The 25640-nt window shown below is 55.5% G+C and carries 20 protein-coding genes; 13 read left to right on the top strand and 7 right to left on the bottom strand.

Annotated elements, in window-relative coordinates:
- Positions 1 to 397 precede the first annotated feature (397 nt).
- Positions 398 to 712 carry a DNA-binding transcriptional regulator gene (locus HX773_RS21855; protein ID WP_176973306.1) on the top strand — a complete coding sequence of 105 codons (315 nt, stop codon included), beginning with the start codon at positions 398 to 400 and terminating at the stop codon, positions 710 to 712.
- A gap of 134 nt (positions 713 to 846) precedes the next feature.
- On the opposite strand, the gene HX773_RS21850 is transcribed toward HX773_RS21855, so the two are convergent.
- Positions 847 to 1794, bottom strand: coding sequence for a sulfonate ABC transporter substrate-binding protein (locus HX773_RS21850; protein ID WP_176973305.1), 948 nt, complete (start codon positions 1792 to 1794; stop codon positions 847 to 849).
- A 254-nt stretch (positions 1795 to 2048) separates the two neighbouring features.
- Here HX773_RS21850 and HX773_RS21845 point away from each other — a divergent pair, with 254 nt between their 5' ends.
- Positions 2049 to 4091, top strand: coding sequence for an FUSC family protein (locus HX773_RS21845; RefSeq protein WP_176973304.1), 2043 nt, complete (start codon positions 2049 to 2051; stop codon positions 4089 to 4091).
- Between the two features lie 110 nt (positions 4092 to 4201).
- A complete protein-coding gene (locus tag HX773_RS21840) occupies positions 4202 to 4891 on the top strand; it encodes an aspartate/glutamate racemase family protein (RefSeq protein WP_176973303.1) in 690 nt (229 codons plus the stop codon).
- Positions 4892 to 4931: 40 nt separating this feature from the next.
- Here HX773_RS21840 and HX773_RS21835 read toward each other — a convergent pair whose 3' ends face one another.
- Positions 4932 to 5999, bottom strand: coding sequence for a LacI family DNA-binding transcriptional regulator (locus HX773_RS21835; protein ID WP_176973302.1), 1068 nt, complete (start codon positions 5997 to 5999; stop codon positions 4932 to 4934).
- Between the two features lie 99 nt (positions 6000 to 6098).
- Here HX773_RS21835 and HX773_RS21830 point away from each other — a divergent pair, with 99 nt between their 5' ends.
- Positions 6099 to 6866, top strand: a complete 768-nt coding sequence (locus HX773_RS21830; protein WP_176973301.1) for a YdcF family protein — start codon at positions 6099 to 6101, stop codon at positions 6864 to 6866.
- Between the two features lie 116 nt (positions 6867 to 6982).
- Here the strand turns inward: HX773_RS21830 and HX773_RS21825 are convergent, their stop codons facing one another.
- A complete protein-coding gene (locus tag HX773_RS21825; RefSeq protein ID WP_176973300.1) occupies positions 6983 to 7894 on the bottom strand; it encodes a ketopantoate reductase family protein in 912 nt (303 codons plus the stop codon).
- Positions 7895 to 8105: 211 nt separating this feature from the next.
- Between HX773_RS21825 and fusA the strand changes: the two genes are divergently transcribed.
- Both fusA and HX773_RS21815 read left to right on the top strand, forming a co-directional pair.
- Positions 8106 to 10202 (top strand): elongation factor G, encoded by a 2097-nt coding sequence (fusA, locus tag HX773_RS21820; RefSeq protein ID WP_176973299.1) that lies wholly within the window; start codon positions 8106 to 8108, stop codon positions 10200 to 10202.
- A 168-nt stretch (positions 10203 to 10370) separates the two neighbouring features.
- Positions 10371 to 10964, top strand: coding sequence for a LuxR C-terminal-related transcriptional regulator (locus tag HX773_RS21815; RefSeq protein WP_176973298.1), 594 nt, complete (start codon positions 10371 to 10373; stop codon positions 10962 to 10964).
- A 151-nt stretch (positions 10965 to 11115) separates the two neighbouring features.
- Here HX773_RS21815 and HX773_RS21810 read toward each other — a convergent pair whose 3' ends face one another.
- The 4 genes from HX773_RS21810 to HX773_RS21795 all read right to left on the bottom strand — a co-directional run bounded on the left by HX773_RS21810 (position 11116) and on the right by HX773_RS21795 (position 16519).
- Complete coding sequence (locus HX773_RS21810) at positions 11116 to 12282, bottom strand: CfaE/CblD family pilus tip adhesin (protein WP_176973297.1); 1167 nt, start codon at positions 12280 to 12282, stop codon at positions 11116 to 11118.
- A 9-nt stretch (positions 12283 to 12291) separates the two neighbouring features.
- Positions 12292 to 15030: a TcfC E-set like domain-containing protein gene (locus HX773_RS21805; protein WP_176973296.1), complete on the bottom strand. Its 2739-nt coding sequence runs from the start codon at positions 15028 to 15030 to the stop codon at positions 12292 to 12294.
- A 221-nt stretch (positions 15031 to 15251) separates the two neighbouring features.
- Positions 15252 to 15755: a CS1 type fimbrial major subunit gene (locus HX773_RS21800; protein ID WP_176973295.1), complete on the bottom strand. Its 504-nt coding sequence runs from the start codon at positions 15753 to 15755 to the stop codon at positions 15252 to 15254.
- Positions 15756 to 15856: 101 nt separating this feature from the next.
- Complete coding sequence (locus HX773_RS21795) at positions 15857 to 16519, bottom strand: fimbrial protein (protein WP_255433298.1); 663 nt, start codon at positions 16517 to 16519, stop codon at positions 15857 to 15859.
- A 625-nt stretch (positions 16520 to 17144) separates the two neighbouring features.
- On the opposite strand from HX773_RS21795, the gene HX773_RS21790 reads away from it, so the two are divergent.
- The 7 genes from HX773_RS21790 (at position 17145) to HX773_RS21760 (ending at position 25633) form a co-directional block, all read left to right on the top strand.
- Positions 17145 to 18017 (top strand): hypothetical protein, encoded by an 873-nt coding sequence (locus HX773_RS21790; protein ID WP_176973293.1) that lies wholly within the window; start codon positions 17145 to 17147, stop codon positions 18015 to 18017.
- 159 nt (positions 18018 to 18176) lie between these two features.
- On the top strand, positions 18177 to 19790 hold the full coding sequence (locus HX773_RS21785) for an ABC transporter substrate-binding protein (protein WP_176973292.1): 1614 nt from the start codon (positions 18177 to 18179) through the stop codon (positions 19788 to 19790).
- Between the two features lie 228 nt (positions 19791 to 20018).
- Positions 20019 to 20543, top strand: coding sequence for a GNAT family N-acetyltransferase (locus HX773_RS21780; protein WP_101761768.1), 525 nt, complete (start codon positions 20019 to 20021; stop codon positions 20541 to 20543).
- 36 nt (positions 20544 to 20579) lie between these two features.
- Positions 20580 to 22193: an ABC transporter substrate-binding protein gene (locus tag HX773_RS21775; RefSeq protein WP_176973291.1), complete on the top strand. Its 1614-nt coding sequence runs from the start codon at positions 20580 to 20582 to the stop codon at positions 22191 to 22193.
- Positions 22194 to 22206: 13 nt separating this feature from the next.
- On the top strand, positions 22207 to 23199 hold the full coding sequence (locus HX773_RS21770) for an ABC transporter permease (RefSeq protein ID WP_061717675.1): 993 nt from the start codon (positions 22207 to 22209) through the stop codon (positions 23197 to 23199).
- Positions 23196 to 24029: an ABC transporter permease gene (locus tag HX773_RS21765; RefSeq protein ID WP_176973290.1), complete on the top strand. Its 834-nt coding sequence runs from the start codon at positions 23196 to 23198 to the stop codon at positions 24027 to 24029. Before HX773_RS21770 ends, HX773_RS21765 begins: the two co-directional genes overlap by 4 nt.
- The gene (locus HX773_RS21760) at positions 24026 to 25633 is read left to right on the top strand and encodes an ABC transporter ATP-binding protein (RefSeq protein WP_176973289.1); all 1608 of its coding nucleotides are present in this window, start codon (positions 24026 to 24028) and stop codon (positions 25631 to 25633) included. The genes HX773_RS21765 and HX773_RS21760 overlap by 4 nt, the downstream gene beginning before the upstream one ends.
- The last annotated feature ends 7 nt before the right edge of the window (positions 25634 to 25640 follow it).

Genomic DNA, 25640 nt, shown 5'->3' with positions numbered 1-25640 from the left:
TATTTCTGGGGATCCCTCAGATCGTAGGGTCGCCATTCATGACGACCATAACTTACAAACCCATTAAATCATCACGTTACATCACTATGTGAACCACAATCCAAAATTCAAAACTGTTCAATATTAAGCCAAAATTTATATTCGTGATCGCTAATTTATTAATTATGATTGGCCCTGTTTTTTTTAAATGGATATCAGTAACAGGGAGCAACAGAATGCAATCAGCTAGCTTTCATACAGGTATTTTTGGTTCACATAGCACCTGTCCCCATTCCATACAAACCCTCATCAGAGGAAGATGAACTGCTAGTACGACAATATCATCGCGACGATCTGACTAAACAGCAGCGCAACGCCTTGGGTTCGGCGCTGAACGTGATTAAAAAGGGGCTGAGACATGACTGAACGCGATATTTTCAGTGAACTGATGACGGGAATGCAGGAGCTGAAAGATTATAAGGACGGAAAAATCACGCTCAAGACCTACAAGGTCAGCAAGCGCGCGCCCGTTACCATCGCGCCACAGGAGCTGCGTGATGTACGCGAAAAACTCAACCTTTCTCAGGCCGTTTTTGCGCACTACCTTCACACGGGTGAAACCACCTATCAAAACTGGGAGCAAGGCAGGTCCAGGCCTAACGCCCAGGCTGTTTTGCTTATACGCATGGTTCAGCAGAATCCTGAAACCCTGAAAACGCTCGCACAGCTTTAACGCACGCGGTTGGTACTCATCGTACCGTCAAAGTTTGAACCTATTGCACGAGGCAAAAAAGCGTTTGAATAATGACTACCATTACGAATAAAAGATAAATCCGGGCCAATAGTCAGGCCCGGATTTATTAATTTTTACTTCTTATCCAGCGACCAGGTCGCGCTGCGCACATCCACTTTCACTGGCAACAGACCCACGCGCGTAAAGGTATCTGCTAACGCCTGCTGCTCATCAAATACCTGTGGCGACATGCGCGACGCGCCATAAGGCAGACGTTTAATAGTGGTTTGCCAGATGGCTTTATCCAGGCCGGTCGATTTCGACAGAATCGCTGCCGCGTCATCCGGGTTCTTGTTGGCCCAATCGCTGAGTTTACTCAACTCATCAACAACCTGTTTCGCGGTATCAGGATGGCCTTCGGCAAACGGACGGCTGGCGAGATAGAAGGTGTAATGCGGCACCAATCCTTCCGCATTGCGGATTTCACGCGCTCCGGCGTTGGCTTCCACTTCTGCCAGGTAAGGATCCCAAATCACCCACGCATCAATCGCGCCTTTCTGGAAGGCCGCGCGTGCATCGGCGGGCGGCAGATACACCGGCGTCACGTCTTTGTAGTTAAGTCCCGCATCTTCCAGCGCTTTTACCAGCAGATAGTTAACGTCAGAACCTTTGTTCAGACCGACGCGTTTACCTTTCAAATCCGCCACGCTCTTAATCGTGGAATCTTTCGGCACCACGATGGCTTCGGTTTTTGGGTTAGCCGGGGAATGACCGAGATAAATCAAATCGGCTTTCGCTGCCTGCGCGAAGGCCGGCGGCGCATCGCCGGTTGCCGCCAAATCAATGCTGCCGACGTTTAAGCCTTCCAGCATCTGCGGACCCGCCGGGAACTCCACCCAGCGGATAGCGATGCCTTCCTTCTTAAAGGTTTCATCCAGCGTGCCGCGATATTTCAGCAGGGCAAAGATGTTGGCTTTCTGATAGCCGATGGTGACGGTTTCTGGGTTAGCGGCAAAGGCGTATGTGGAGAGCAGGCCAAAGCTGAGAGCTAAAGCGCTCAGGACAGGAAGTTTTGCTTTCATGATGATTCTCGCGTGGTTTTTTTGCCACCTTAGCAAAGCCCTTATATAACCAATAAATAACTAATTTCGATCGCTTATAACTATTATCTATGTGATCTGGATCATTCACTGTAATCAGCAATCGCGATCGGAATTTCCATAGATGCCCATATAATTAGCACGGTAATAATTTGTATAACAAATCAAAATGCCATTGCCAAAAGCTTCTGTCAGGATAAGCAATTCCGCTGCCTGCATAAGGTTTTACCCGTTCTATGAAGTGGTTTTCACGAAGCGCAGTGCTGTTTTCTGCCAAAACCTGTCTTGCTGCCTTTCTGGCTTTTTACATTGCTCTGGAACTCAATCTCGATAAACCGGCCTGGTCACTGACTACAGTGTACGTTGCCTCGCAGCTCTATTCGGGATCGACGGTATCGAAATCGGTTTTCCGTTTCTTCGGCACCCTGCTGGGCGGGCTGTTTACCTTGCTGATCTATCCCGCCACGGTGCAGGATCCGCTGCTGTTCAGCCTGTGCATCTCGCTGTGGGTCGCGGTTTGTCTTTATCTGTCGCTGCACGACCGCACGCCGAAGAGCTATGTGTTTATGCTGGCGGGCTACAGCGCGGCGATCATGGGTTTTCCCGATGTGGTATCGCCCTCGGCCATCACCTACACGGTGATCTCGCGTGTTGAGGAGATCACCGTCGCCATCGTCTGCAGCAGCCTGGTGCATCGCCTGCTGTGGCCGGTCTCGATGCGCAATCTGTTAGAGCAGAGTGTGAACCTGTGGTATCAGAACGCGCGCAAGCTGTGTAGCGAACTGGTCACGGCGATGCCCGCTGAGAAGTCGGTGGAGCGCGAAGATATCCTGATTCAGATGGCCAACTATCCGCTGAACGTCGAAACGCTCATCACGCACTGCGTGTATGAAGGCGATGCTGCACGGCGTCTGGTGCGCTTAGTCAGCGTGCAGTATCAGCATCTCTCCTATTTCATCCCGACGCTGACGGCAATCGAATCGCGCCTCAATCTGCTGGCGCAGCAGCAAATCCGTTTTCCCGACTATATCGCCGAGGTGTTTCAGCAATTTTTGCTGTGGCTAAACGGTGAAGAGCAACTGCCGGTGCGCGACCAGCTCAGCCACGCGCAAGAGCAGCTGAAACGGGCGTGGCAACAGGGCAGGCTCAACAGCGAAGAGAGCATTCTGCTGATGGGATTGCTGGAGCGCTTGCTCAATTTTGTGCGCATCGTCGATGCCTATCAAAGCGTTAGCGAACGCGTCAGTGAATGGACGCCCGCGGTCAAAGCCGGAAAAATGGCGCGCGCGCATAAACACGTCGATAAGGGTTTGTTGCTGCTGTCGTCGTTTACCGCGTTTATCGCCACCTTCGTCACCTGCGTATTTTGGATTGGTAGCGGCTGGGTAGATGGCGCCACCGCGCCGATGATGGCGGCGGTGCTGTGTTCCTTCTTTGCTGGCATGGACAGCCCGATTGCGCCGATGAAACTGTTCCTGAAAGGTGTGCTGATCTCCGTGGTGATCAGCCTGCTGTATATCACCTTGCTGATTCCGCAGGCGGTGACCTTCGAAGCTCTGGTGATCTGCCTTGCGCCGGGCTTGCTGGCGTTGGGATTGGTTATCGCCAATCCGTCGACTAACCTGATTGGCCTGATTGTCGCCACGCAGATTCCCGGTCTGATTGGCATGAGCCACAACTTCAAGCCCGATCTACAGCTTATAGTGAACGCTATTCTCTCGACGCTGGTGGGCATTACCTTCGCGGTGGTGATTACGGCGCTGATCCGCAACAAGCGTCCGTCGTGGACCGCCAAACGCGCGGTGCGCAAAGGTATCCGCGAGCTGCTGCAGTTTATCGCGACGGTGCGGCTCAACAGCGTCACGCTCACCGCGCGTCAGCAGTTTGTTTCGCGCACGCTGGATAAGGTCAACATTATTCTGCCGCGTAAGCGTGTCGATCCGGTGCCGGAGTTGGTCTCCGGCGGCAATCTGATTGCGGAAGCCTGGCTGGGTGCAAACTGCTATGACTATTACACGCGTCATCGTCAGCTGCTGCTGGCGCATCACATCGAAAGCGCGGCGATGTTTCATGAGCTGAGCCAGTTTCTTAAGCGTCGGTTAAAATCGCTGCAAACCACGCCGCAGCCGGAATTGCTGGCGGAACTGAATACATTGTTGCTGCGGCTGGAAGCGGCGGCGATGCAGGAAAATACGCTGTTTGCGCCGATGTTCCACCTGTTCAATATCCGCTTATCGCTGTTTCCTGCGGCGCGCTGGCCGGAAAAGTTTGCGCAATAAATTGCGCCACTACACGAACATTGCGCGTTTCCGTAGCGGCGCGATTTATCGCGCGGTTTAGCGTTTTCGCTTACAGTGCTGAGCAGCATGTTTAAAACGGAGTTAAGCAGATGAAAATGATCGGTTTGATTGGCGGGATGAGCTGGGAATCCACTGCGCTCTATTACCGTATTATCAATGAGCAGGTAAAGCAGCAGCTGGGCGGTTTGCACTCCGCGCGCAGCCTGATGTACAGCGTTGATTTCCATGAAATCGAAAAGCTACAGGCCGCAGGCGAGTGGCAAAAAGCGGGCGAAATTCTGGCAGAAGCGGCTGTAAGTCTGGAAAAAGGCGGCGCGGATTTTATCGTGCTCTGTACCAACACCATGCACAAAGTCGCGCAGCAGATCATCGATGCGGTCAGCATTCCGCTGCTGCATATCGCCGATGCCACCGCGCAGCGCATTCGTCAGGCGGGCGTGAAAAAAGTCGGTTTGCTGGCGACGGCGTTCACCATGGAGCAGGAATTCTACAAAGGCCGACTTAATCAGTCTGAGATTGAGGTGCTGGTGCCCGATGCAGCCGGTCGCAAAGTGGTGCACGACATCATCTATCAGGAACTCTGTCTTGGCGTGATCCGCGATGAATCACGCGCGCAATACCGCAAGATTATTGCCGAACTGGTGGAGCAGGGCGCAGAGGCGATCATTCTCGGCTGCACCGAAATCACCTTGCTGGTGAAGGCGGAAGATGCCAGCGTGCCGCTGTTCGATACCACCTTGATCCACGCAGAAGACGCGGTAAAACTCGCTCTGTCGTAGGGTCGCCATTCATGGCGACCAATGGCGCACCTCGCCTAATTTATGAGGTGCGCTTCAACTTGCGCGCCAAAACCTGCAACTGCTGCGCAATCTCTGCCACATCCACCTCATCCTGCTGCGGTGCCGCGGTGGTTTCCCGCAACACCAACTCGGTTTCCAGCGTCTTCTCGGCGACATCGCCGCCTTCCAGCTGCGCCAGCAAGCGATCAACGCTCACCGCGCCCAACTGCTGCAGATCCTGACGCACGGTGGTTAACGGCGGCTGATACCACGCGCTTTCCGCCGTATCGTCGTAGCCAATCAGCGATATCTCCGCCGGGATCTTCACGCCGTGCTGATGCAGCGCACGCATCGCGCCGAGCGCCATCTGATCGTTAGCCACCAGCAGCGCCTGCGGCAGATTGTTGGGCAACTGCGTCAGCAGCGCCTGATAACCCGAAGCCGCGCTCCAGTCGCCGCTCAGCACGCAGAATGGCTTGAGCTGATGCGCCGCCAGCGCCTGTTGCCACGCGGCGAAACGCGCGCGCGCCGACGCAGAACTTGCCGGACCATTTAACACGCCAATCTGACGATGGCCGAGCGCCACCAGATGATCAACCGCCTGCTGCGCACCGGATTCGCTCTGATACTGGCATTGCGCCACTTCAGCGCTGCGCTCCACATCGAGAAACAGCACCGGCTTGTTGTCGCACTGTTGCTGAATCTGCGCGGCCTGCGCCGCATCCAGCGGCAGGTTAATCAGCAGCGCATCCACGCGCTGCGCCAGCAGTTCATTCACTGTATCCTGCGGCGCGCTGTCGGGATTCGCCATGGCGATCACCAGATGATAACCCTGCGCCGCCGCCCGTTGCTGAATCGCCGAAGCGATCTGCGCCGGCGCCATCAAGGCTAAATCGCTGGTGGCGAGACCGAGCGTGCGGGTGTTTTTGCCCGCCAGCTGCTGCGCCACGCGATTCGGCACATAGTTGAGCTGCTGCATCGCGGCTTCTACTTTGGCGCGGGTGCGCGGCGAAACCTGTTCGGAATGGTTGAGGACGCGGGAAACGGTTTGATAAGAAACCCCAGCCAGATGAGCAACATCGTCGAGGGTTACGGAGCGCGCAGTCATGAATCTCTCCTGAAGATTAAGCTGCGAGTGTAGCAAATTTTTCCCTGCCGACACGCACTTAAGCCGCTACACTGCCAAAGGTAAAAAGAGGAGAACCGGATGCAGCTCAATAACCATCAGATTCAGGATATCAATACTTTGGCGGCCTGGCTGGCGCTGGATCAGATGCCACAAGATGGCACGCTCGACATCGATTTAGCCATTCTCGCTGGTCACGCGGTACTGCCGAATGTGGAAGCGGTGATTGCCGTGGCGAAAAAGTATCAGCTGCCGTTATTGATCAGCGGCGGCATCGGTCACTCAACCTCGCTGCTGGTGGAGATGCTCGCCGCGCATCCGCTGTATCGACAAATCGACAGTAAAGGCAAAAGCGAAGCCGAGTTGTTAGGCGATGTCGCCCGCGTATTTGCCGCGCTGCCGGACGATCTGCTGCTGCTGGAAACCGCCTCACGCAACTGCGGGGAAAACGCCGCCTTCAGCCAAAAGCTGCTGGATGAGCACAGCTGGCAGCCGCAGCGCGTGCTGCTGGTGCAGGATCCGCTGATGCAGCGTCGCACCTGGGAAACTTTCCGCTATCAATGGCGCGAGCGTGCGGATGCACCGGAATTTATTAGCTGGCCGGTGTTTGTGCCGCAGGTGAAGATGGACGCGGGCATGCTGCGCATCATCGGCGCACCGCCGCAGGGTTTGTGGTCGATGGAGCGTTTTCTGTCGTTGCTGATGGGTGAAATCCAGCGCCTGCGCGACGATGAAAACGGCTACGGCCCGCGCGGCAAAGGTTTCCTCGGCCACGTCGAGGTGCCAGAAGCGGTGGAAGCCGGCTGGCAACGCCTGAAGCAGTTGCCAGGCGTGCAGTCACGATTGTAACAAACGCCGCTAACCTGTAGCGGCGCAATTTATTGCGCCATCTCTGTGCCGCCATGGATATGCGCGATAAATCGCGCCGCTACGATAGGTGCCTTTTTACGTAATGGCGATCAACCTTATCGATTCTGCACATACACCTGCAAATTGACATACACCGCGTTCAGCAACGGCGTCACCACGCCGCTGCGTGCGCCGCGCACCAGCAGATCGCCAATCACCTGATCGGCCTCAATCTCAAAGCCCTGGGTTAAATCGCGATACATCGACGAGGTCATCGCCGCTTGAGGATTGTTCAGCGTCTCATAAATCTTCGCCGTCACCGCCGGACGCTGCTGGTAACCTTCCGCACTCAGCACCGCCAACACTTCACCAAAAACGCTTTGCAGCAGCGCTTCGCCACCTTGTGACGTCAGCACCTGTTGCGTATTGCCGCGTGCGATACAACACACCGCACCCAACGTGCTGAGCAGCAACCATTTTTCCCACAGTTCGCTGATGATGTTGTCAGCAAACACCGTATCAAACTGCGCCGCACTCAGCGCTTCATCCACCCGCTGCAAACGCGCATCGTTGTGAGCGTCCAGCGCGCCGTAATAGAGAATATGCAGCGGCGTCATCTGCATCACTTCGCCGTTTTCACCCAGCGTGGCGTTGATTTTGCACAAGCCGCCAATCACTTTGTCGCCAAAGCGCGCGCGCAGCGTATCGATATGCCGCATGCCGTTGAGGATCGGCATGATCAGCGTGTCCGGACCGACAGCGGGCGCGATGTCGTTCATCGCCTGATCCAGCGCGAAGCTTTTCACCGTCAAAATAATCAGATCGTAATGGCCATCAAGCGAACCGGTCTGTGCCAATTGCGGCTGAATCACTTCGCTGCCGGTGGGGGTTTTCAACACCAGACCGGTTTGCTGCAACTGCTGAAAGCGGCGCTCGCGCACCAGAAAAGTCACATCACGTCCTGCTTGCGCCAGACGCGCACCGAAATAGCCGCCGGTGGCGCCGGCGCCGACTACCAGAATACGCATGGTCAATTTTCCCGTTGAGAGTGAAAGCCTTACCTTAAAGTGACCGGCGACGGCTTTCCAGCCCGTAAATGCTGAATCACATACAAGATTTTAACGATGTTTAAAAAAGGCTCAAACTGTTCGTATTTACTCGTACAATAGGTTTAGGCTGTTGCGCAGCGGCGGGCAATGGTGCGCGCCGCATAATCAGTCGAATGACTAAGGACGCATCATGCCCCGAACCCTCCCCATCGAACGTTATCGCAACATCGGCATCTCCGCGCACATCGATGCCGGTAAAACTACCACCACTGAGCGCATCCTGTTTTACACCGGAATGAGCCACAAGTTAGGTGAAGTGCACGATGGCGCGGCAACCACCGACTGGATGGCGCAGGAGCAGGAGCGTGGGATCACCATTACTTCGGCGGCGGTGAGCTGCTTCTGGCCAGGCATGGACGGCAGCTTTACGCCGCACCGTATCAACATCATCGATACGCCCGGACACGTCGATTTCACCATTGAAGTTGAGCGCTCAATGCGCGTGCTCGATGGCGCGGTGATGGTGTATGACGCGGTTGGCGGCGTGCAGCCGCAGTCAGAAACCGTGTGGCGCCAGGCCAACAAATATCATGTGCCGCGCATCGCCTTCGTCAACAAAATGGATCGTCAGGGCGCGGACTTCTTCCGCGTGGTGCAGATGATGAAAGATCGCCTGCACGCCAATCCGGTGCCGATTGTCATTCCCATCGGCGCGGAAGAGCACTTCAGCGGCGTGGTCGATCTCAACAAAATGCGCGCCATTTACTGGGATGACGCCAGCCAGGGCATGAGTTTCAGCTATGCGCCGATTCCTGCTGAGTTACAGGCACTCGCCGCCGAGTGGCGCGAGAACATGGTGGCAGCGGCGGCAGAAGCCAGCGAAGCATTGATGGATCGCTATCTGGAGCAGGGCGATCTCAGTGAAGAGGAGGTGGTTGCCGGATTGCGTCAGCGCACCTTGCTCGGTGAAATTCAGCCGATGCTGTGCGGCAGCGCGTTCAAAAACAAAGGCGTGCAGCGCATGCTCGACGCGGTGATTGAACTGATGCCTTCGCCGCTCGACGTACCGGCGGTGAGCGGCGTCAACGAGCAGGGCGAACACGATGAACGTCATGCGGATGACAGCGAGCCGTTTTCGGCGCTGGCGTTCAAGCTGATGAGCGATCCTTACGTGGGCCAGCTGACTTTCGTGCGCGTCTATTCCGGCGTGCTGCGCAAAGGCGATAGCGTGTGGAATGCGGTTAAAGGGCGCAAGGAGCGCATCGGTCGCATCGTACAGATGCAGGCCAATGACCGTATCGAGATCGAAGAGATTCGTGCCGGCGATATCGCCGCCTGCGTGGGTTTGAAAGAGGTCACCACCGGCGAAACGCTGTGCGATCCCAATGCGGTGATCACGCTGGAGCGCATGGAGTTTCCCGATCCGGTGATTTCGCTGTCGATTGAGCCGAAAACCAAGAGCGATCAGGAGAAAATGGGTCTGGCGCTGCAGCGGCTGGCGGCCGAAGATCCGTCGTTCCGTCTGCACACCGATGAGGAATCGGGCCAGACGATTATTTCCGGCATGGGCGAGCTGCATCTGGAGATTATCGTGGATCGCATGAAGCGTGAGTTTGGCGTGGAAGCCAACATCGGTCGGCCGCAGGTTACCTATCGCGAAACTATCCGCAAAACGGTGCGCGACGTGGAAGGCAAGTTTGTGCGCCAGTCGGGCGGTAAAGGTCAGTACGGCCATGTGGTGCTGACGCTGGAACCGCAGCAGGCGGGTGGCGGATTTGCCTTTGAAGACGCCACCAAAGGCGGCGTGGTACCGCGCGAGTTCATTCCTTCGGTGGAGAAGGGGATTCGTGAAGCGCTGAACAGCGGCGTGCTGGCCGGTTATCCGGCGGTGGACATCAAAGCCACGCTGACGTTTGGTTCGTACCACGATGTCGATTCGTCGGAAATGGCATTCCGTATGGCGGCGATCTTTGGCTTTAAAGCCGCCGCGAAACTGGCCGATCCGGTGATCCTCGAACCGCTGATGCAGGTGGAAGTGGAAACGCCGGAAGAGTATGCCGGTGGCGTGATGGGCGATTTGTCGGCGCGGCGCGGTACGCTGCAAGGCATGGATGAACGCTTTGGTGCGCGCATTATTCGCGCCGAAGTGCCGTTGTCCGAGATGTTTGGTTACGCCACCACGCTGCGATCGATGTCGCAAGGCCGCGCCACCTACAGCATGGAGTTTGCACATTACGCGGAAGCTCCACGCAACGTGGCTGAAAGCATCATCGCCGCGCGCGCCTAGGTTGTAGAGTGAAATCAGACCGGGCACAGAGGTAACACTTTGTGCCCGATCTACGTTTAAATCGACCTGTCGATCGCGTGAGTCATTTAGCACCAAAAATGGACAGTTAATTTCCGCCAGGAAGCCGATAGTATTCGCAGAATCAGGGATATTTATCGGAAATTAATCATGGATGTCATTTATCTGGATCAGTCTTGCTATCACCAGCAGGGCTTAATTGCGCTTCTGCAACATTCAAATCTCACTTGCTGTAATACGCTTCGTGAAATGAAGACGCTGATGAGTGACAGGGAAAAAACCGCCAGTCTTTCACCGATCATTATTTTTGATTTGCCGGAAAACTTCCGCACGGCGCTGGCTCAGATAGATTATCTGACCAGACTAAAAATCACCCGCAATGCGACGCTGATTTTCTTTACGGATTCAGTGAAAAACAAGATTAACTACAGCAGCCATGCCATTACAGCCGATTGTTTTATCGATAAAAAATCTCCAGTTGGCACCATCAGCACCAAGCTGGCGATGATGCTGTGCCAGCATAAAAACGGCCAGCTGTTGGCTGCTCCCGCAGTCAACAACCATTTAACCAGGAAGGAGTTTAATTTCCTGCGATGTTTATTCACTTACGAATCGATTGAAGACGTGGCGAAAATAACCGGGATAAATAAAAAAACGCTCTATAGCCATCAGAATAAGATCGTTAAAAAACTCAATCTGAAAAACAGCCTGCATCTCTATCAGCGTTTTACCAATAATTTTTAAACCACCAATCTATACCGTAATGCCGATAATTTGATAATCGCATCAAATTATTGCACATTCCGTAGCGGCGCGATTTATCGCGCAATAAATTGCGCCGCTACCGTGTGTGCGCTCGGTAATTTCGGTTTTTATGACATCACTACTGGCGCCATTACTGCGTCGTCGGGGTATAAATAATTCTCAACGTACCCTGATAACGGCCCGCTGTTTTTGATGATAACGTGAAGGCCGGTGTAATAAGCTGCATCGGCGCGGGAACGCACAGCACCGAATTGCTCTGGCCCGGCAACACCACACGCCTTAGCACTCCTCTGTTGGTGCCGCTCCAGATAATTTCACTGCCATTCTCAACCACCTGGCGCGCTTTGGTCAGCGGGTTGATCACTTCGACCGCATAATCGAGACGATTTTGTGCCAGATTTTTGTCCGCGCCTGTGCGATATAACGAAAACAATCCCGTGGATCTGTTGGGCGCGGCTGCGCCTTCGTCCTGAAACAACAGGCTCACCCGGTTGCTGTCAGAGTTATTGCCGTCGTACAGGCACATATCCAGCGAACGGCTGCCGCTGACGCTGGTGGTGGCGCGCGCACCGGGGAAGGTTTTTAAACCGAGATCCACAGTGGCGGCCGCATTGCCAAACTCTGGCAGATAGATCTGCTGATTGCCGTAATCCGTTACCTTAAAGGTCATGTTGGCGATCCAGTCACCCATCTTCGTCACGTTGGTACAACCCACGTTCACGTTTTGCGAATTTCCGGTACAGGAGGTCACGGGCCACTGCATCAGCGACATTTTCAGCGTTGCGCTCCAGGTGCCCGCCGACGGGAATTTACTCAGCTCGGAAGAGGGAAGATAGGCCGAATAATCGGTGCCATCGCCACGCGGCGTGACGGCACCGCCAAAGGCATTCATCGGCACCTGGTTGGTCGCCACCACCACATTATTCAGCGAGCGCCTTTTGGTAAGATAGACATTCAGTACCAGCGTCTGTTTGGTGCTGCTTTCGGTAAACAACAGCGGCACGGGATAGGGTGACGGCGACGCTTCCAGCCAGACCGGTAATGTCAGGCAGGCACCATATTGATTGCTGGTGCGCGACTGGCAAACCAGCGTGTTGCGGCCCCATTTTGCCGCATCGTTGGTATCATAACCGCCGTTTTCATTGGTCCAGATCGGCAATTGCGCCGGCACTGACATGCGGTCAAAGCTCACGGCAACGCTGGTATTGCGCCCTGAAGGCGTGAGCATGGCGGCCTGCACCTGCATGCCCGCTAACATCCCTAGCAGCGTCAGCGCGCTAAGAAATCTACTTTTCATCCAAAATCCCTATTGTTGTTGCGGCGAAGAAGGCGCGGTGCGTGCCAGCGGAACTTTATCCGCCTGGCGGGTGACAATCAGCATTTTTGCCCGCTGCTGCACCTCCTGCGGCACTGAAGCCAGTTCGATGGGTTGGCAGTCGCTGTCGCCAACGTAACGCACCACGTCATGGGTGCTTTTCACCTTCATTTCACAGCGGTACATCTGCATGCCGCGCACCATGTACAGATTTTTTATGCGGTGATCGGTCTCGGCGCTGAATCCGCCCTGGCCTAAACCGGACCAGCTGGCGACATTCAGCGGCGTGGCGCCTTCCAGTGGAAGCTGTTGATTGATCATCAGCCTGCCAAGCCAGGTGTAGCGCGAGACAATATTCACCTTGCTGACCAGCATGCGGCCAGGCGCGATAAACAGCGTGCGTCGTCCGGCACCTTGGGTGATTTCACTGCGCATGCCGTCGGTGGATTCGATGGAATCGTTGATGCTGATCGCGCTCTGGGTGTAAGCCGGTACGCTGAATAACGTGCGGCCGGTGCCGCGCAGGCTGGCGCTGCCTGCGCCATCGACAGAAACATCCACGCGGGTATCGCGGCTTTCATCGCTGCTTGCCACATGCAGACCCACCGCCGCACCGGGCAGGCCGTTGCCCCATTTGCCCCAGTAGAGGCCGGAACGCGCCACGGCCAATGAGGAGTTGTAGCTGCCGCTGCTGCTGAAGCGTTGAGCGGATGAACCTGACGATGCCGAACTGAATGCCAGGCTGCCGCTGCCGTATTCGCCGCCGGTTTTGCCATAAACCGAGGCATTCAGTGTGTTTTCCTGATTACCGTTGAGGTTCACGCCAATTTCCTGCTGATTCTGCGCATCGAAATACCAGTTTTGCGCCACGTTATAGCCAATTTGATCCTTGTTGTTGCGATCGGTTTGGTAGGTCATACCGATCGAACTGTAACTCGAAGTTGAATTGACGGTCGGCGTGCTTACGCGCGAGAGTGAGACTGAGAGGAAGCCGCCGTTATCGCGCTGAGTTCCGCTGCTGCTGGTGCGGGTAAAGAGATTGGCGCTGGTATTAATATTGATGCCGTTGACGCTGAAGCCGCGCCCCAGGCCAGCCTGCCAGGTGGTGGTCTGCGTTTTGCTGTAGAGGTTACGCCGCGCCCACTGCGGCACGACCGCATTATCATCCAGCTGCACCGGAAGCACATTGCGGCCCTCATTCTTGCTGGCGCTGTAACCGGCATTCAGATACCAGCTTTTCACCGGCACGCTGAACATCAGGCTGCTGCTCTGGTAGCATCCGCTAAAGCCGTATTGCCCATCGTTGTTGCTGTAGCAATCCTGCGCATACAGGGCGCTGCGATAAAAACTGAGGGAGAATCCGTCGTTATAAGCAACCTGCTGGATATTGCCGCGCGAGCCTTCGCTGCCTTTCAGGTAGCTAAAGCGGGTAGTGAGGATGCCGTCGAGCAGCGGATTATCAAATCCGTGGCTCCAGTCGAGCGCGCTTTCGATAAAGCGGTTGCGGTTGGTCACGGCGATACCGCCGGTCAGCGCAGCGTCTTGCATCACCGGCACTTTGATGCCCGCCTGCATCACACGGCGGTCTGCGCCCTGTTGCGACGCTGCGCCGTTGCCCTGCATCTCGCGATCGGGAATGGAGCCGCCTTGCACAAACCATTCAATGTTCTGGCTGGTGGCATTGCCGGTACGGCTAAAAGGAACCTGTTCGGTACGCGACAACTGATTATCTTCATAGATGCGCAACGTCACGCTGTAGCTGCCATTAGGAAAGGCGCTGGTATCGAGGTTTTGCGTGCCGGCATTGAGGTAAAAGGTGCCAAGCAGTTGCTGCCCACGATAAGCATCTATACGCGACGGACGCGTAATAAACACCGTCACCGGCGTGCCTTGCGCCGCCTGTGCACGGTTCATCCAGGCGAGCGTCGAACCGACGCGCGCACCTTCGATGGTGCTGAGTGGCAGTTGGCTTAAGGTAATGTTGCCGCCGGCGTTACTGAAGATATCGCGCGAATCCATGCGTCCGGCCTGCACGTAATAGCGTTTGCCGAGATCGCGGCGCAGAAAGACATTGTTAAAGCGCACTTCCTGATGACTCTGCTGACGGTATTTTTGCGCGAGATAGTCCCAGTCGATACCGGCATAGCTGTTTTCAGTCAATCCAAGCGCGCCCGCACCCTGCAGCGATAACGTCTGGTCATCGCGATTGGTGACGAAATTAATATTCTGCTGATGAATAAACGCCGCTTCCGTTTCGGCGGTCTGCTGGTAATAGGGCGATGCGTTGTCTGCGGCAAGCGGCACAAATTCCGGGCCGAGAAACAGCGCCACTTTGGCATTATTTTCGTCATAGATCAGCGCGAGGGAATCGGTTTCCAGATAGTCGCAGCCCGCTGCACCACCGTTGCTGCTGCATGCCTTGTTGCCGTTGCGTGCCAAAGGTTCACTGATCAGATGGTCTAAGCGCTTTTCCTGCTGCGGGTTCTTTTGATAATGCTTCATCACCGCCCGCGCAACCTGATGCGGTTTTAAGAACGTGACGGTATCCAGCGAAACAGAGGCTTCAAACAGGCCGAGCGATTGCCCGTAAACAGAAAGGTTGACCCACAGCGTCTGGCCGGTAACCAGCGATTCAAATCCAGGCGGAACCTGCGTGGCAGCGCGAGGTGCAAGAGAGGGGATCAGGGTAATGAAAGAGGTTATTAAGACGACGCGAATATTGACCTTCATTACAGCATCCTGCTGAAAAAGAATAATAAGGGGGGCGAATGGCCTAATGCCGCTCACTTAAGCAATAAATTGCCTGGGTATATAGGTGCGCATGAATGCGCACCCTACGAAAACCTCGCCAACTGCGGTAGGGTCGCCATTCATGGCGACCGATTTACGCTTAATTGACGTGCATTAGGGGCGAGCGCCCCCGAAATAATTGATCAGTCAATGCCGACAAATTAGCTCTGCGTGGTGGCCTGAGTAATTAACAGACTTACTACGCCGGAATAGGTGCCGGTTGCCAGCACGCCCGGCGTGGTCTGCGAGATTTTCAGTGGCAAAACTGATGAACCGTTGGCGGTGCCCGCCGGGAACAGCGAGGCGTAAGTCAGCGCCGTGTTAGTGGTGGTGATCGGTTTTAAATCCGCACCCAGCGTGACGGTCAAAGGTACCGCAGTACCGGTAACGGTTTCGTTTAACTGGGCGGCACTCACCAGCGCCACGTTAATATTTGCGGTTTGCGAGTTCGACCAGATTTTGGTGTCCAGTGAATAGGTAGACAAACCACGGCCCGGAATATATTGCATATTAATGGTGCCCGGTAATGCGGTTCCGTCCGCCTGCGTCATATCCACCGTCGAATCGACATTCGCATTCACCGTAATATCTTTCTGCACCGCCTGTGCATTAAATACAGCCGTTAACGCAGCAGCGATGACAAGTGGTTTGATTAATTTTTGCATTTGTAGCTCCGTGAAAATCCTTGTACTGGCCGTAAATGACCGTCTCATGGTAGTGAACTGCTTTATAACAAACAGGTTGTTATTCCTTTAATATCTGTTGATCACTGTCCGATAACGTACTCAGCGATATTCCGCGTGTTGAGATCAACATATTTTATTCTGACTTCCTGAGCAGCGATTAATTCTGCCGAACTCCAGGCTTTAAAGCGCAGCGCCTCATCCGGATAAACCGTGGCGTGTTCTTTTTTCCACTGACAGCTGCTGCTGATATGTTGTTTTGAACAAACCGCGACCTCACGAATCACTACGCGAACCGTGCCTGAGTTTTTGACTTCGCCCGATGCGGATGAACTGAGCGATAATCTGGCATTGCGCGGCGGAATATGCACCAGCACGCCCCAGACTAAATTGATGCCGACCTGGTTGCTGATGTTATTATTCGTTGGCGATTTATCTTTCAATTCATCCGGCGCAGCCACGGCCTCAAAGTAGACGCGCCAGGCGGTCTCTTTTTCCGGCGGTTGTAATGAAATCAGCCGAATAATGCGTTGTGAACCGGAAGCGAGCGCGAACTTATCCGGTGTGGCGATAAGCGAGCGCGAAACGGCATCTTCAACCAATATTTCTTTTTCAAACGGTGTCGCAGGGCGTTCAATTCGCTTGATGCTGACGCGAATAAACTGCGCTTCACCGCTCTGCGATAATGTCTGCACCTGTGCCGCACCCTGATTATTCAGGGTGACTTCCATTGGATAGACACTCATATTTGCCCACGCTGATGGGATAGCGATAAACCCCATTATTATCAGTGGGTAAATGAGTTTTTTTACAAGATGGTTACTGGAGAAAATACCCAGCGAAAAGCCGTGGTGCAGCGTCTTTTGCGGTGAATCGTCCATGATAAATCCTTATGAAATCCATTAAAAACGTGGCGGATATTCCCTTTAAAAGTCGGCATGTCTATAAGCCAGCATGGCTTTATCAACCGGAATAACCGTTCGTTAAGAAAGTTCTCATGGGGGCTTTGTTAAGTCACTGTCCATTTTTGTGGTTAATTTTTTTAAGCAATGTTACAAAGCGAATACTTGCTAAAATGTCGCAAGCTAACTTAATGAAATAACTATAAAAAAAATAAATAAATTTACAGGCTTTGCAATGAATTTGTCAGGTCAGAATAAAATCAGTCTTTACAATAAATAGTCCATTGATGGTAAGATCGTGCTCAGAAGGGCAAAAAGACCCCTATTGATACTGAAAGTATTAACCTCAGAAATAATGCCTCCATAAAGCATCATCAACCGCTTCTCAACAAGCTTTAAATTAACAAATGAGAAGGTGGGTGGTTTTTTGAAAGTTTATAATTGATAACCAGGCACACAACACAGCAATATGAAAAGCAAACAGCAACTCACAGCATTACTTTATCATCGTGCAGCAGAGATTAAGTCAAATAAAAATATCGCGTTAGTTATGCAGAAGCATTACAAACTGTTGTTCAGACTGTATCTGACTAAGCCGCTCTATTTTAAAGTCATTTTCAAAGCTAATCGCTTTATTATCGGCTCGGCCATCATGGCGTACTCCTTCACATCAGCAAACCCAACGCTGCGTGAGGTAAAAGACTTTTGTAAGAAAACCGGCCTGATTAGCGATAACACCATTGACTCTTTTCTGCTCTTTGTTCGGGTAGGTGGACGTATGGAGGTTAAAAAGGACGCGCAGGATAAACGAAAGTTAACCTACACGGTGACCCACAAAGCGCTGGATGAAACCAGGGCTTTAATTAATACCATGATGATCCCTTACGGCATGTTGTATGACGATTTCGACGTTTCGGCTTGCCTGAAAATGGAAAATTTCCATGCCGAATACTTCAAAAAATACGCTGAAATCACCCTCAAACATGTCTACTTGTTTGAGATGGTGCCAGAGAGTAAAGCCTTCATTTTCAGGGATGCCGGGCATATGCTGCTGATGGATCTATACATCGAAAGTCTGCAACAAAAAACCCGCGTTATTGAGTACAACTACCTGAAAGCGTCAGTGAAATGTGGGGTTTCGCGTTCACACATAAAACGCTGCCTGCAGGACGCTGAAGCGGCGGGATTGCTGACGCTGGATAAAGCCAGCAACACGCTCATTTTGCATCTCTCCTTTATGCATATGGCGCTGGATTATTTTGCGGTTTATATGGCAATGGTCGAGTACGGGTTGCGCGGTTTATCGGGCGTGCCTCCGCTACCGGCAAGCCTGTCACGATAATCTGTTTTTTCGCTTATTCGTGAATTGCCAAATTCAACAAATCGATTGCCACTATTGTCGTTTTACATTTATTTGTCCGGGTTTTAATAATTCAGCGGGAATTAATACAGGCCAGATTAAGGTCATACATAATATTTACCTGCAATCACCAAGGACAATATGAAATTAACTTCAATAGCTTTGGCATTAGGTTTTAGCCTCCTGGGAAGCGCGATTAACGCCGTGGCCGCCGATCAACCGGTTAGCGGCGGCACTCTGACGGTCGGTGTTGAAACCGAACCGACCACTTTTAACCCGCAGCTTAATGGTCAGGACAAAGCGGAAATCACGCTGCGTAACTTTTGGGAATCGCTGCTGGCGCGCCGTCCGGACGGCAGCTTTGTGCCGTGGCTGGCGCAAAGTTATGAGGCCAGCCAGGATGGCAAAGTGATTCGCTTTAATCTGCGTCAGGACGTCACCTTCTCCAACGGCGAGAAGTTTGATGCCAACGCGGTGGCTGATAACTTCCGTCAAACTCAGGTCGCGCAATATTGCGCCGGCACCAGTTTGTGCCTGATGGGTTCGCACATCGAGAAGATTGAAACGCCGGACGATCACACCGTGGTGATCACCCTGAAAGAGGTTTACTCACCGTTCCTGTCCTTCGCTGCGGGCTTGCAGATTCTGGCACCGGCCAGCTGGAAATCACCGCAGCTGAAATCGGGCGGCAAAGATCTGGCGGGCACCGGGCCGTTTATTCTCGAAAGCTATGAGAAAGGCCAGCAGGTGACCTACGTTAAAAACCCGAAATACAACTGGGCACCGGCAACCGCGAAGCATCAGGGACCGGCATATCTCGATCGCGTGACCTATCGCTTCCTGTCGGAATCTTCGGTGCGTACTGGCGCGCTGCTGTCTGGTCAGGTTGATGCCATTGAAGGCATATCCGGTAACGATGCCGGTGAATTCAAAGACAATCCCGACTTTACCTATCAGCATGCGCTGAATACCGGTACGCCATATTCGCTGTTCCTCAACGTGGAATATGGTCCGACGCAGGATGTAAAAGTGCGCCAGGCGTTACTGCAAGGTCTGGATATCGATCCGCTGCTGAAGTCGGTGTATCGCGGCGAGCGTACCCGCGCGTGGGGCATCACTTCGCCCATCGATCCGCTTTACAACAAAGAGCTGGAAGGCAAATACGGCAACAATCCGGCTGCGGCCAACAAGCTGCTGGATGAAGCGGGCTGGAAAACCCGCGATGGCGAAGGCTTCCGCACCAAAGAGGGTCAGCGTCTGCGCATTGAGCTGATTCAGGCACAGGCGACGGTGCGCGACCAGCGCGATGTGCTGCTGCAGGCGATTCAGGCGCAGGCGCGTCAGCGTCTTGGCGTGGATCTTAAACTGAACTATGTCGATTCCGGTACGTATGCCGATGTGCGTAAAAGCGGCAAGTTCGGCACCATCGCCAACTCCAACACGCCAACCGATGGCGTGGATATCGAAAACCACTATCGTCCGATCGCCCAGGGCGGCGCAATTAACTACAGCCGCGTCAACGATGAGAAGATCAATGGCTTGCTGGATAAAGCCGCCAGCACGCTGGATCTTAAGCAGCGCCGCGATTTCTACAGCCAACTGCAGCAAGTCGCGTTACCGCAGCTGGCATTGGCAGTGCCGCTCTACGAACCGGAAGATCAGTTAGCCACCGCCAGCTACGTGCATGGCTACGGTTTCCGCAGCTATAAGCAGATGCCAGAAAGCGTTTACGATGTGTGGGTGAGCAAGCACTAAAAAACCGCACATATCCGTAGCGGCGCGATTTATCGCGCTCAATTGATTTAAAAAGTCAAAACAGCGCAATTAATTGCGCCGCTACGATATGTGCATTAATTAAATACTTTCATCTCCCGCTAATTATTGCATTGCCATATTCAACAAATCGATTGCCGTTATTCTCGGTTTACTTTAATCCGCCGGATTTTAATACTTTCGGCAGGATTGAATAAGGAAACGGTCACCATGAGTCAGCTAATTGAAGTTGCCAAGCCCGACGATGCGGAAGAAATATTTGCGCTGTTGCAACGCGCCTATGCTGCGTTGGTGGCGCTGGATGTGCATTTCACCATTTCACAGGGCAACGTCGAGCAGGTGCGCCGCGTCATCGAGCAGGAAACCGTGCTGGTGCTGCGCAAATGGAAACGCGCGGTGGCGACCGTCACGGTGCGTTTTCCGTGGCAGCAGGATGAACACGCGCCTTCGTCGCTGCCGTTTATCCACTGGTTCGCCGTCGATCCTGATTACAAAGGGCAGGGCTACGGCCGCGACATCATTACCTACGCCGAAGAAACCCTGCTGAAAGAGACGCTGAAAGCGCCGGGCGTCTATCTCGCCACCGCCATCAAGCATCCGTGGCTGAGCGAGCTCTATCTGCGTCGTGGTTATCAACCGTTCCATCACCGCACCAATCCATTAGGCGAAGCGCTGGTGTTTCTGAAAAAGGAATTCAACCCGCCAGCCGATCAACCCATCGCCAAAATCGCCTGAACAACTAAAAAAGCACCTGCAACCACCAAGGATCTTATGAAAGCGAATTCAATCACTCTCGCGCTGGGTGTGACCTGCCTGCTGGGAAGCGCATCACTATTGGCCGCTGAGGAACCGCGCAGCGGCGGCAGCTTAACCTTCGGCGTCGAAACCGAACCCGTGCCGTTTAACCCGCAGCTGAATGGGCAATCCAAAGCGGAAGTGACGCTGCGCAACGTGTGGGAATCGCTGCTGGCGCGCCGTACCGACGGCAGCTTCGTGCCGTGGCTAGCGGAGAGCTATCAGGTCAGCCCGGACGGCAAAGCGTATCGCTTTAACCTGCGCCGCGATGTCACCTTCTCCAACGGCGAGAAGCTGGATGCCAACGCGGTGGCCGAGAATTTCCGCCATGTGCAGGATGCGAAGTATTGCGCTGGCAGCAGCATCTGCGCGTTGGGCGCGAGAATTGCCAGCGTGGCGACGCCGGACGATCACACCGTCACCATCACGCTGAAACAGGGCTATTCGCCGTTCCTGTCGTTCGCCGCAAAATTGCAGATTCTGGCACCAGCCAGCTGGAACTCACCGCAACTCAAAGCCGGTGGCAAAGAGATTGCGGGCACCGGGCCGTTTATTATCGAGAGCTACGAAAAAGGCCAGCAGGTGACATTGGTACGTAACCCGCACTACAACTGGGCGCCCGCCACCGCCAAGCATCAGGGTCCGGCGTATCTGGAACGCGTGACCTATCGCTTCCTGCCGGAATCCTCGGTGCGCACCGGCGCGCTGCTGTCCGGGCAGCTGGATGCGATTGAAGGGATTTCTGGCAATGACGCCGGTGAATTCAAAGACAATCCCGACTTCACTTATCAGCACGCGCTGAACACCGGCACGCCATATTCGCTGTTCCTTAATGTGGAATACGGCCCGACGCAGGATGTGAAAGTGCGTCAGGCGTTACTGCAAGGTCTGGACATCGATCCGCTGCTGAAATCAGTGTATCGCGGTGAACGCACCCGCGCGTGGGGCATTACCTCGCCGGTTGATCCGCTCTACAACAACGATCTCGAAGGCCAGTACGGTAACAATCCCGCTGCCGCCAACACGCTGCTGGATGAAGCGGGCTGGCAAACGCGCGACAGCGACGGTTTCCGCACTAAAGACGGTCAGCGTCTGAGCATTGAGGTGATTCAGGCGCAGGCAACGGTGCGCGATCAGCGCGATGTGCTGCTGCAAGCGGTTCAGGCGCAGGCGCGCCAGCGTCTTGGCGTGGACATCAAACTGCGCTACGTCGATTCTGGCACCTACACCGATGTGCGCAACACCGGCCACTTCGGCTCGATTGCCAACTCGAATACCGAAACCGACGGCATCGATATCGAAAACCACTATCGCCCGGTGAAAGCTGGCGGGCCGATTAACTACAGCCGCGTCAACAGCCCGCAAATCAACGGCTGGCTCGATCAGGCGGCAGCGACGCTGGATATCAATCAGCGCCGTAAATTCTACAGCCAGCTGCAGCAATACGCGCTGCCACAGCAGGCGCTGGCGATCCCGCTGTATGAACCAGAGGACCAGATCGCTACCGCCAGCTACGTGCACGGTGCCGGTTTCCGCAGTTTTAAACAGATGCCGGAGAACGCGTACGACATCTGGCTCAGCGACCACTAATCAGGAGGCGAAGATGAGTCTGGAAAGCATTGTCACCCGCACGCCACGCGCGCGTCGGCCATCGGTGTGGCGCAGCGACCTGACGCGCCGCATCGTCAGCCGCTTGCTGGGCGGCGTACTGGTGCTGTGGGCGGCGGTTTCGCTGGCCTTTCTTGGCGTGCATCTGGCGCCGGGCGATATCGTCAGCCTGCTGATCGGTGAGCAGCTGCGCACGCCAGCCATTGAGGCGGCGATCCGCGCCGAATGGGGCCTGAACGAACCGCTGTGGTGGCAATATCTGCACTATATGTGGCGCGTGCTGCACGGCGATTTTGGTCGTTCTTACATGCTTAACACCGAAGTCAGCCATCTGCTGGCCACGCAGCTGTGGCCAACCATCAAACTGACGCTGGCGGCGCTGCTGGTCAGCATTATTTTTGCGGTGGTGATTGCCGTCGGCACCGCGCATCGTCGCATTGGTCGCCGCGTGGCTAACGGCGTCGAGCTGCTGCTGGCCTCCACGCCCTCTTTCTGGATGGGCATCGTGCTGCTGTTTATTTTCAGCTTCACGCTGCGTTGGTTCCCGGTGGCGGGCGATCGCTCGCTGTCGTCGCTGGTGCTACCGGCGCTGGCGCTCGGTCTGGCGCAGGGCGCGGTGATCGCTCAACTGCTGCGCCGCGAGCTGGAGCGCGCGCTGGATGCGCCATTCACCCTCACGCTGCGCGCGTGGGGCGTAGGGGAAACCACCATTCGTCTGCGCCACGCGCTGCGTCATGCGGCGCTGCCCGCCGTCACCTTAACCGGCTGGCTGGTGGGTGGATTGCTGAGCGGCGCGGTGATTACTGAACAGGTATTTGGTCGTCCCGGCCTTGGCAAACTCACCGTCGATGCGGTGCTGGCGCAGGATCTGCCGGTGGTGCTGGCGGTGGCGATTCTCTCGGCGCTGATCTACGTGGTGATGAGCACCTTAGTTGACATCCTGTCGCTGTGGATTGATCCGCGTCTGCGCGGGGAGAGCAAATCATGATTGCCGCACTGCAACGTCTTCCAGTTGCGCTGCCCGCCGCGGTGTGGGCAGCGATTCTGTTTCTCATTGTATTGGCTATCGCGGTGATCGCGCCGCAGTGGCTGGCGCACAGCGATCCGCTGCTGGCCGATCCGGTTAATGCGCAGCTGCCGCCGTCAGCGCAGCACTGGCTGGGCACCGATCAGCTGGGACGCGATCTGCTGACGCGCGTGATCTACGGCAGCCGCTATTCGCTGCTGATCAGCGTGGCGGCGATGGCGCTGGCGGTGGTGTTTGGCACTTTGCTGGGATTGGCGGCGGCGCTGGCACGTGGCGTGATGGATGAGCTGTTGAGCCGCGCGGTGGATGTGATCTCCGCCTTTCCCGATCTGCTGCTGGCGCTGATGCTGATCGCCTTTACCGGGCCCGGCACCAATAACCTGATTATCGCGCTCGGCGTCGCGTCGGTGCCGCGTTTTGCCCGCGTGGTGCGGGCACAAACCTACAGCGTGATGACCTCCGGCTACGTTGAGCAGGCGCGTACGTTTGGCCTGTCACGCTTTACGCTGATCACGCGCCACATTCTGCCGCACGCCATTGCGCAGGTGCCGGCGCTGGCCACGCTGGGGCTCGGCACCGCGATTATCGGCACCGCCGGATTGAGTTTCCTCGGCATGGGGCCGCAGCCGCCGACCGCCGAATGGGGCCTGATGCTGGCGGAAGGACGCAATTATCTGCGTAACGCGTGGTGGATCGCCGTGTGGCCGGGCGTGTTTATCACGCTGACGGTGATTGCGGTGAATACGCTGGGTCGTTACTGGCAGGCACGTTTTGAAGGACGATCCGCATGAGCCAGCCGTTTATTGATATCCAGAATCTCTCGATCCGTTTCGGGCCGCAGCAGGTGGTGAAAAACCTCAACCTGCAGGTCGCGGCCGGCGAATCGGTGGCGCTGGTCGGGGAATCCGGTTCCGGCAAAACCCTGACCGCGCGCAGCCTGCTTGGCCTGCTGCCGGAAGGCGCGGTGTTAACCGCCGACCGTTTCACCATCGATGGCCGCGATATGCGCCACGCCAGCCGCAGCGACTGGCGTGCGCTGCGCGGTCGCCGCATTGGCTATGTGTTGCAGGACGCGCTGGTGTCGCTTGATCCGCTGCGCCGCATTGGTCAGCAGCTGAGTGATGCCCTAAGCGCTGCCGGTCATCGCGGCAATTTGCAGGACAAAAGCCTCGCACTGCTGAAGGCGGCGGGCATTCACGATGCCGAAAGTCGCCTCGAACGCTATCCGCATCAACTTTCGGGCGGCCAGCGCCAGCGTGCGTTAATTGCTACCGCGCTGGCCGGTACGCCAACCTTATTGATCGCCGATGAACCGACCACCGCGCTGGATATGACGGTACAGCGCCAGATCCTGCAACTGCTGGCGCAGCGCCGCCGCGACGGCCACGGCCTGCTGCTGATCAGCCACGATTTGGCGGTGGTGGCGGAACTGGCGGATCGCGTGCTGGTGATGCGCGATGGCGAAGTGGTGGAGCAGGGCAACAGCGGCCCGCTGCTCAATCGTCCGCAGCACGCCTGGACGCAGCGCCTGCTGCGCGCGGTGCCAACGCCCGCCACGCGCGGTTTGCGCCTTAGCGCGGCTGAACCGACGCCGCTGCCGCCGCGCCCGACTCGCAGCAGCGCACCGCTGCTGGAAGGCATCGGCCTGCATAAAGCCTACGGCGATCGTCTGGTGCTCAACGACATCAACTTCACGCTGCACGCCGGGGAAACGCTTGGCGTGGTCGGCGAATCCGGCTCCGGCAAAACCTCGCTGGTGAAAGTAGTGATGGGCTTAACCGAACCGGACAGCGGCACGCTGCTGCTGGAAGGCGAGCGCTGGGATCGTCTGCCGGAGAAAGCGCGCCGCGCCCGGCGTGCGCGTTTGCAGCTGATCGCGCAGGATCCGTTCAGCTCATTCGATCCGCGCTACACGGTAGAGAAAATTATCGGCGAAAGCCTCGATAGCGCCGGAATTTACGGCGATGCGCGACGTCAGCGCGTGCGTCAACTGCTGGATGAAGTGCAGCTCGGCGACCGCTTCCTGCAGCGCTATCCGCAACAGCTGTCTGGCGGCCAGCGTCAACGCGTGGCGATTGCGCGCGCCTTTGCACCGAATCCGGCGCTGCTGGTGGCCGATGAACCGGTTAGCGCGCTCGATGTATCGGTGCAGGCGCAGGTGCTGGATCTGCTGGCCGATATGCAGGCCGAACACGGCACCGCGCTGCTGTTTATCTCTCACGATCTCGGCGTGATCCAGCATCTGGCGGATCGCGTGCTGGTGATGCAGAACGGGCAAGTGGTGGAGAGCGGGGCGCTGCAGCAGGTGTTCGCCGCGCCGCAGCATCCGTGGACGCAAAAACTGTTACAGGCGCTGCCGGTCATTCCCGACTGGCAGCCCGCGAACGCATACTAAGGAGAGC

The organism is Pantoea sp. B9002 (genome assembly GCF_013385945.1).
Lineage (GTDB): Bacteria > Pseudomonadota > Gammaproteobacteria > Enterobacterales > Enterobacteriaceae > Pantoea.
The sequence above is the reverse complement of the archived record's forward strand: the minus strand, read 5'-3'. Positions and strand labels throughout refer to the sequence as shown.